Origin of the sequence: Amycolatopsis sp. SID8362 (genome assembly GCF_010550475.1) — a bacterium.
Lineage (GTDB): Bacteria > Actinomycetota > Actinomycetes > Mycobacteriales > Pseudonocardiaceae > Amycolatopsis > Amycolatopsis eburnea.
The window spans coordinates 1-6,827 of record NZ_JAAGNB010000881.1 but is presented as its reverse complement, the minus strand read 5'-3'; the positions used below and the strand labels follow the sequence as shown (position 1 = coordinate 6,827).

The 6,827-nt window shown below is 73.0% G+C and carries 5 protein-coding genes; 1 reads left to right on the top strand and 4 read right to left on the bottom strand.

Annotation, left to right across the window (positions count from 1 at the left end):
- On the top strand, nucleotides 1–1,624 hold a 1,624-nt coding region (locus G3I65_RS27550; RefSeq protein WP_160698694.1), incomplete at its 5' end, for an ABC transporter ATP-binding protein.
- Nucleotides 1,625–1,690: 66 nt separating this feature from the next.
- Here the strand turns inward: G3I65_RS27550 and G3I65_RS27545 are convergent.
- From G3I65_RS27545 to G3I65_RS27530, 4 genes are all read right to left on the bottom strand, one after another.
- Nucleotides 1,691–1,900: an MbtH family protein gene (locus G3I65_RS27545; protein WP_160698693.1), complete on the bottom strand. Its 210-nt coding sequence runs from the start codon at nucleotides 1,898–1,900 to the stop codon at nucleotides 1,691–1,693.
- 11 nt (nucleotides 1,901–1,911) lie between these two features.
- Entirely contained in the window at nucleotides 1,912–2,937 is a 1,026-nt protein-coding gene (locus G3I65_RS27540; protein ID WP_160698692.1) for an ABC transporter substrate-binding protein, read from the bottom strand.
- 67 nt (nucleotides 2,938–3,004) lie between these two features.
- Entirely contained in the window at nucleotides 3,005–3,418 is a 414-nt protein-coding gene (gene panD, locus G3I65_RS27535; RefSeq protein WP_160698691.1) for an aspartate 1-decarboxylase, read from the bottom strand.
- A 2-nt stretch (nucleotides 3,419–3,420) separates the two neighbouring features.
- Nucleotides 3,421–6,827, bottom strand: a 3,407-nt coding sequence (locus tag G3I65_RS27530) for a non-ribosomal peptide synthetase (protein WP_160698690.1), incomplete at its 5' end; no start/stop codon positions are given.

The following is a 6,827-nucleotide window of genomic DNA, read 5'->3' as shown; positions in this document are numbered from 1 at the left end:
CCTGCTCACCGCTCCCCTGCTCGGCCGCGTCGTCGACCTGGTCGCGACGCGCCGCCCGGCCGCCGACCTGATCACGCCGGTCGTCGGCCTGGTGCTGGTCGCGCTGGCCCAGGCGGTCGCGACCGCCATCGGGGTGTCGCTGGTGGCGCGCCTCGGCGAGACGATCCTGGCCGAGCTGCGCGAACGGTTCGTCGAGCGGGCGCTCGGGCTGCCGCTGGAACAGCTCGAACGGGCCGGCTCCGGCGATCTCACCGCCCGTGTGACCAACGACGTTTCGGTTGTGGCGGAAGGCGTCCGGCAGGCGCTGCCCGAGCTGGGCCGGTCGGTGCTGACCGTCGTGCTGACGCTGGGCGCGCTGGCCGTGCTCGACTGGCGGTTCCTGCTGGCCGCGCTGGTCGCCGTGCCGGTCCAGCTGTGGACCGTGCGCTGGTACGTGCCGCGCGCGAAGCCGTTGTACGCCAGCCAGCGCGAGGCCGTCGGCGCGCAACAGCAGCAGCTCCTGGACACCATCGGCGGCGCGAAGACGGTCCGTGCGTTCCGGCTGGCCGACGCGCACCTGGAGCGGGTGCGGCAGCGCTCCGACGGCGCCGTCGAGCTGGCCCTGCGCGGGATCCGGCTGGTGACGCGGTTCTACGCGCGGCTCAACCTCGCCGAGTTCCTCGGGCTGTCGGCTGTGCTCGCGATGGGGTTCCTGCTGGTGGGGGCGGACGCGGTGACGGTCGGCGTCGCGACGGCGGCGGCCCTGTACTTCCACAGCCTGTTCGGGCCGATCACGACCGCGCTCGCGCTGGTCGACGACGCGCAGGCGGCCGCGGCGAGCCTGGCACGGCTGATCGGCGTCGCCGACCTGCCCGCGGAAGCGTCTCCCGCGCGGCCGCCCCGGCCGGTCGATGCTTCGGTCAAGACGGCGGGCATCGGATACTCCTATGTGGACGGTCACCCGGTGCTGGCCGACATCGACCTCGCCGTCGCGCCCGGCGAGCGGGTGGCGCTGGTCGGGGCGAGCGGCGCCGGGAAGACGACGCTGGCCAAGCTGATCGCCGGCATCCACCGCCCGGGCACGGGTTCGGTCACCCTCGGCGGCGTCCCGCTCGACGAGCTGGGCCCGGCGGGCACCCGCCGGACGGTCGCGTTGATCAGCCAGGAGGTCCACGTCTTCGCGGGGCCACTGGCCGACGATCTCCGGCTGGCCCGGCCGTCCGCGACCGACGCCGAGCTGCGGGACGCGCTTGCGAAGGTGGGGGCGCTGATCTGGGTGTCGTCCCTGCCGGACGGCCTGGCCACGGTGGTCGGCGAAGGCGGTCACCAGCTGACGGTGACGCAGGCACAGCAGCTCGCGTTGGTCCGCCTGGTGCTGGCCGACCCGCCGATCGCGATCCTCGACGAGGCCACGGCGGAGGCGGGCAGCGCCGGTTCCCGCGTGCTGGAGGCGTCGGCCGCGGCGGCGCTGGAGGGCCGGACGGCGCTGGTGGTGGCGCACCGCCTGACACAGGCGGCGGCGTCGGACCGGATCGTGGTGCTGGACGCGGGCGCCGTGGTGGAGTCGGGGACGCACGATGAGTTGGTCGCGGCGGGCGGCCAGTACGCGAAACTCTGGACGGCTTGGTCCGGCCAGCGCGCTTGACTTGCCGGGCACGCGAAAGCGCCGGGAGCCACGCGGGCTCCCGGCGCTTTCGTCCTCCCGGCAGGGTCAGTTGTCCATCGCGTCGGCCAGGGACTTCGGCCGCATGTCCGTCCAGTTCGCTTCCACGTGGTCCAGGCACTCCTGGCGCCCGGACGGCCCGAAGGCCACCGTCCAGCCCGCCGGGACTTCGGCGGACTCCGGCCACAGGCTGTGCTGGTTCTCGGCGTTGACCAGCACCAGGTACGTGCCGTCGGGGTCTTCGAACGGGTTGGTCACGGCGGGCCTCCTCAGGCGGTGATGTCGGTGCGGGCGCCCTTCACCAGCGCGGTCAGCTTCTGGATGACCGGGGTGGCGAGCAGGTGGTTGAAGCGCGGCTCGGCCGACCAGTCGCCGAGCTGGTTCGCTTTGACCGCGGGGAGCTGGTTCCACGTCGGGAACTGCGTCATCTGGGCGCGCGGCAGGGCGTAGGAGCGCGAGTCGGTCAGGATCAGGTCCGCAGGGTACTTGCCCGCCTGCTCCCAGGACAGCTGCTCCCAGTAGTCCTCGGTGCCGCCGCCGGAGACGATGTCGAGACCGAGCTCGCGGTAGTACGCCAGGTCGGCGAAGAAGTCCGGCTTGGCGATGTAGAGGCCGTCCTTGTCGCCGTAGAGCACCAGGACCTTGAGGCCGGCCTTCTCCTTCGCCGCCGCCCGCAGCTCCTCGGACGCCTTGTCGAAGTCCTCCTTGGCCTTCTTCATGGTCTCCGAGCCGGCGTCGCCGCCCAGCGCGACGGCCAGCTGCGAGTAGCGCTCGATCACCTTGGGCAGCGTGACCTTGTACTCCGAGAGCGCGACGATCGGCGCGACCTGCTGCACCTTGGGCCCGAGGTCGTCGGTGAGCACCCACATGTCCGTCGGCTTGGCGCCGGTCAGGCCGGTGACGACCAGGTCGGGCTTGAGTGCCGCGAACTTCTCCATGCTGAAGTCGTCCCAGGCGTTGCCGATCGACGTGACGGAGTTCAGGTCGATGTTGCCCGCCTGGATCTCCTTGGCGCCGTCGGCGGTCTTCTGCGGGCCGAACACGCCGACCGGGCGGACGCCGTAGTCCCACAGCGCCGCAGCCGAGCTGGCGTAGGCCACCACCCGCACCGGACGCTGGTCGCGCGCCGCCTTCTGGCCGCGGTCGTCGGTGAACTCCCACGGACCGGAGGCGGTGCCCGCCTGCTTGTCGCCGCCGCTGCCGCACGCGGTCAGTGCCGCCGCCGCGGCGACGCCACCGGCGCCGATCAGGAATCCACGCCGGCTGAGCCCGGCAGCGCCTTCGAACAGGGACATGAGAACCTCTCGCCGAACTTTAGGATAGGCACACCTTATTTAGGGCAGCCTGGCAAAAGCAACTGTGTCACCGCCCACGGCCGGAGAGCTGCGCCTCGGCGCCCGGCACCGGCTCGGCCGGGTCGTGTCCCAGGTGGACCTGCCGGTTGTCCGCGTCGACGTGCACCACGCGCGGGCGGTGCCCGGCGCGCTCGGCCTCGTCGACCTGCGCGTAGGTGATGATGATGACCAGGTCACCGGGGTGCACGAGGTGCGCGGCCGCGCCGTTGACGCCGATCACGCCGCTGCCCGCTTCGCCGGTGATGGCGTAGGTCTCCAGCCGGGCGCCGTTGGTGATGTCGACGACGTGGACCTGCTCGCCTTCGACGATGTCGGCGGCGGCCATCAGGTCCGCGTCGATGGTCAGCGAACCGACGTAGTGCAGGTCGGCCTGCGTGACGGTGGCGCGGTGGATCTTGGCGTTCATCAGGGTGCGGTGCACGTCTACTCCGTGTCTCGGGTCAGCAGCGCGGCCAGCCCGGCCGCGGTGGGGGTGCGGAAGAACTCGGCGATCGGCAGTTCGGTCCCGAGCCGTTCGGTGATCCGGTTGCGCAGGACCACGAGCAGCATCGAGTGCCCGCCGAGGGTGAACAGGTCGTCGTCGGCGCCGACGGCGGCGACGTCCAGCACCTCCGCGAAGATCTCGCAGAGGGTCTTCTCCAACGGCGTTTCCGGAGCGCGGCCCCGGGTCTCGAACTCGGGTACCGGCAACGCGGCCCGATCCAGCTTCCCGTTGGGTGTCACGGGGAACGCGTCGAGCGGGACGATCGCCGCGGGCACCATGTACTCCGGCAGCGTCCGGGCGAGGAACTCCCGCAGCCGCGCCGGGTCCACAGTGGACGGCGTCGTGTAAGCGACCAGCCGCTCGTCGCGGACGACGACCAGCGCCTGCGTGACGTCCTCGTGCCGGGCCAGGGCCGCCTCGATCTCGCCCGGTTCGATCCGGAAGCCGCGGAGCTTGACCTGGTCGTCGGTGCGGCCGAGGTATTCGAGCTGCCCGTCCGGCCGCCACCGCACGAGGTCGCCGGTGCGGTACATCCGCTCCCCCTGCTCGAACGGGGAGGCGACGAACCGTTCCGCGGTCAGCGAAGGACGCCCGTGGTAGCCGCGGGCCAGCCCGGCGCCGGCCAGGTACAGCTCGCCCGGCACCCCGGCCGGGACCGGGGTCAGGCCGCCGTCGAGGACGTACGCCCGCGCGTTGTGCACCGGACGGCCGACCACCGGCCGGTCCGCGTCGGCGAACCGGCCGACCAGAGCGTCCACAGTGGCCTCGGTCGGCCCGTAAAGGTTGTACGCCGCCGTTCCCGGCATCGAACGCAACGTCTCCCACAGCGTCTGGGACACGGCTTCCCCGCCGACGCCGACGACACCGAGCGCGCACTTCCCGTCGGCGACCACGCCCGCCTCGGCCAGTTGCGTGAAGTGCGACGGCGTGAGTTCGAGGAAGTCGAGCCCGCGGTCGCGCACCACCGCCGCCAGCCGCGCGGGGTCGCGGCGGGTCTCGTCGTCGACGACGTGCACCTCGTGCCCGTCGAGCAGCCACAGCTGCGGCTGCCAGGACGCGTCGAAGAAGAACGCCCACGCGTGCCCGACCCGCAGCCGCCGCCCGCCCGCCGCGGCCACGGCCCGGCGGTAGAGCGTCTCGCGGTGGCTGTGGAACAGGTTCACCAGCCCCGAATGCGGGATGACGACGCCCTTGGGCCGGCCCGTGGACCCGGACGTGTAGAGCACGTACGCCGGGTTCGCGGGCGACGGCGGCGTCAAGGCCGCGTCGGTGTCCACGACGTCCTCGACGAACAGCGCTCCCGGGACCGGCGTGGCCAGCGCGCGGCTGGAGAGCACCAGCGCCGCACCGGAGTCGGCGAGGATCGCGGCGATCCGGTCGGCCGGCTGGTCCGGGTCCAGCGGCAGGTACGCCGCGCCCGTCTTGAACACGCCGAAGATCGCCTCGACGACCGCCGCCGACCGCGGCAGCACGAGCGCCACGACCTGTTCCGGACCCGCGCCCTGCGAAGCCAGCCACCGGGCGAGACGGTCGGTCCGCACGGCGAACTCCGCGAAGGTGAGACTCGAACCGGCGTCGCTCAGCGCGGTCGCGTCCGGGGTCGCCGCCACCTGCGCGGCCAGCCGGTCGACGATCGTCGGCGCCGACGTCGTCAGCGGCTCGCCGCGCCCCCAGTCGCGCAGGATCCGGTGCCGCTCACCGGGTTCGAGGACGTCGATCCGGCTCAGCGGCCGGTCCGGGTCCGCGACGACGGCCGTCATCAGCCGCACCAGGCGTTCGGTGAGCGTCCGGGCGGTCGGCTCGTCGAAGAGGTCGAGGCTGAACTCGAGGTCGCCCTCGATCCCGTCCGCGGTCTCGACCAGGTCGAAGGACAGGTCGAACTTCGCCTGCCGCAGCCCGGTGTCCCGGTAGGCCGCGTCGAGCCCGAGCAGCCGCTCCCGTTCGCCACCGGAGTGGTACACCGCGAGCATGACCTGGAACAGCGGGTGCCGGGCCAGCGACCGCGCCGGGTTGAGCAGCTCGACGAGGTGCTCGAACGGCAGGTCCTGGTGGGCGTACGCGGCGAGGTCGGCCTCCCGCACGCGGGCCAGGAGGTCGCGGAACGTCGGGTCACCGCCGGTGTCCGTGCGCAGGACCAGCGTGTTGACGAAGAACCCGGCGAGGTCCTCCAGCGCGTGGTCGGTGCGGCCGGCCACGGGTGTCCCCAGCGGGATGTCGGTGCCCGCGCCGAGCCGGGTCAGCAGGGCGGCCAGTGCTGCCTGCAGCACCATGAACGTGCTGGTGTCGCTGCCGTTCGCCAGTGCGCGCAGTCCGCTGTGGACCTCCGCGGGCACGGTGAACGACACCGCGGACCCGCGGTTGGTCGAACGCGCCGGGCGCGGCCGGTCCGCCGGGAGCGTCAGCTCGTCGGGCAGCCCGGCCAGGGTGTCGCGCCAGAACGCCGCCTGGCGGCCGAGCAGGCTGTCCGGGTCGTCGGCGCGGCCGAACATCTCGCGCTGCCAAAGCGTGTAATCCGCATACTGCACCGGCAACGGCGTCCACTGTGGAGGTTCACCCCGGAGCCGGGCCGCGTACGCGGTGTCGAGGTCCCGCTTCAGCGGCGGCAACGACCAGCCGTCCCCGGCGATGTGGTGCACCAGCAGCACGAACACGTGCCGCTCCGGCCCGGCCGAGACGAGCGTGGCGCGCAGCGGGATTTCGGCGTCGAGGGCGAAGCAGTACGACGCCGCCGCCGTGACGTGCTCGTCGAGGTCGGTGGACGTTTCGGTGACCAGGTCCGGGCGGGCGCGGGCGTCGCCCGGGTCGATGACGATCTGGCGCGGGGTGCCCTGCTCTTCCACCAGGAGCGTCCGGAGGACCTCGTGGCGCGCCACGACATCACGCACCGCCGCCTGCAGCGCGCCGACGTCGACCGGGCCGGTCAGCTCCCACGCCCACGGGATGTTGTAGGTCGCGGACAGCCCGTCGAGCCGGTCGAGGAACCACAGCCGCTGCTGCGCGAACGACAGCGGCAGGACGTCCGGCCGGTCGGCCGGCCGCAACGCCGGGCGGCTTTCGCGGCCCGGGTCGAGGGCTTCCGCGAGCCGGGCCGGGGTCGGCGCGTCGAACACCGCCCGGATCGGCACTTCCACGCCGAGCAGTGCGCGCACCCGGCTGACCAGGCGCGTCGCCAGCAGCGAATGCCCGCCCAGTGTGAAGAAGCCGTCGTCCGGGCCGACCGCCGGGACACCGAGGACGTCGGCGAACAGCTCGCACAGCGCCTGCTCGGCCGGGGTCCGCGCGACGCGTCCGGCAGGGCGCGTCCCGGGTGCGGGCAGGGCGGCGCGGTCGAGCTTGCCGTTGGCGT